1 protein-coding gene and 1 pseudogene are annotated in these 1594 nt (G+C 74.2%); one reads left to right on the top strand and one right to left on the bottom strand.

What is annotated here, in order from left to right; translation table 11 throughout:
* A pseudogene (locus tag K6I34_RS36730) lies at positions 1-653 on the top strand (Tellurium resistance); the annotation flags it as partial.
* Between the two features lie 27 nt (positions 654-680).
* Here the strand turns inward: K6I34_RS36730 and K6I34_RS36725 are convergent.
* Positions 681-1594, bottom strand: a 914-nt coding sequence (locus K6I34_RS36725; protein WP_374231122.1) for a glycosyltransferase, incomplete at its 5' end; no start/stop codon positions are given.

Raw genomic sequence — 1594 nt, 5'->3', positions numbered from 1 at the left:
CCGCACCCCCGACCGCCCCCGTGCGGCTGACCAAGGTCACGCTCACCAAGGAGGCCCCGACCGTCTCCCTCGCCAAGCAGGGCGGCACCGGGGGCGCCCTGCGCGTCAACCTCAACTGGCAGATGCGCCAGCAGGCGAAGGGCTGGGCCCAGCGGCTCGGCATGGCCCTCCAGCCCGGCCTGGACCTCGACCTCGGTGCCCTGTGGGAGCTCAAGGACGGCCGGAAGGGTGTCGTCCAGGCCCTCGGGAACTCCTTCGGCGCCCTCCACCAGCCGCCGTACCTCCACCTCGACGGCGACGACCGCACCGGCGCGTCCGCGGCGGGCGAGAACCTGACCGTCAACCTCGACCACACCGCCGATTTCCGGCGCATCCTCGTCTTCGTGACGATCTACGAGGGCGCCGCCAGCTTCGCGGGCCTCCACGCCACCGTCACGCTCCAGCCGCAGCACGGCGCGCCCGTCGAGTTCTTCCTCGACGAGTGCACCGTGGCCTCCAACGTCTGCGCGCTCGCCCTCCTCACCAACGAGGGCGGCGACCTCGTCGTCCAGCGCGAGGCCCGCTACCTGGTGCCCGACCGGGGCGTCAGCCCACAGCGCACGCTCGACCGCGCGTACGGCTGGGGCATGAACTGGACGCCCGGCCGCAAATAACCGTGCTCGTAACCATGCTCGGCGCGCTCAGGGCGTGGCCTCCGGGCGGGCGTACGTCCGTCCCTTCCAGGCCGCGCCCCGGCCCCGGTAGTGCTGTACCGCGGAATCCACGGTCATCAGTACGTACAGCAGGGCCGTGAACGGCAGCAGCGGGGCGAGCGCGGGGGACTGCCGGTAGTAGCGCAGCATCGGCACGTACGTACCGGCCATCACCGCCCACGCGGCCGCGCCGACCGCGAGCAGTACGCCGTTCCCCGCCACCGCGCCCGCCACCACGGCGACCGGCGGCGCGAGGTAGACCACCGCCAGCCCGGCGATCGTCCCGGCCAGCAGCAGCGGGTTGTGCCGCAGCTGGGCGTACGCGCTGCGCGAGACCATCCGCCACAGGGGAGCGAGGCCCGGGTACGGGCGGACGCTGTCCACCCGGTCGGCGAGCCCCAGCCAGATCCGGCCGCCGCCGCTGCCGCTGTACCGCCGCACCGCCCGCGCCAGCGACACGTCGTCGATCACCGCCTGCCGGATGCACTCCGGCACCCCGGCCCGTTCGGCGGCCTCGGCGCGCAGCAGCACGCAGCCGCCCGCGGCCGCCGCCGTCCGCCCGGACGGGCGGTTGATCCAGCGGAACGGATACAGCTGCGCGAAGAAGTAGACGAACGCCGGGACGACCAGCCGCTCCCAGAAGCTCGCCACCCGCAGCCGGGCCATCTGCGACACGAGGTCCAGCCCGCCCGACCGCGCCGCCGCCACCAGTTCCCGCAGGCTGTCCGGCGCGTGCGCGATGTCCGCGTCGGTCAGCAGGAAGTACTCCGCGTCCGTACGCCGTTCCCCGCCACCGCGCCCGCCACCACGGCGACCGGCGGCGCGAGGTAGACCACCGCCAGCCCGGCGATCGTCCCGGCCAGCAGCAGCGGGTTGTGCCGCAGCTGGGCGTACGCGCTGCG

This window comes from Streptomyces sp. UNOC14_S4 (genome assembly GCF_020740835.1).
Lineage (GTDB): Bacteria > Actinomycetota > Actinomycetes > Streptomycetales > Streptomycetaceae > Streptomyces.
Note: the sequence above shows the minus strand (reverse complement) of the source record. Positions and strands in the feature narration are given on the sequence as shown.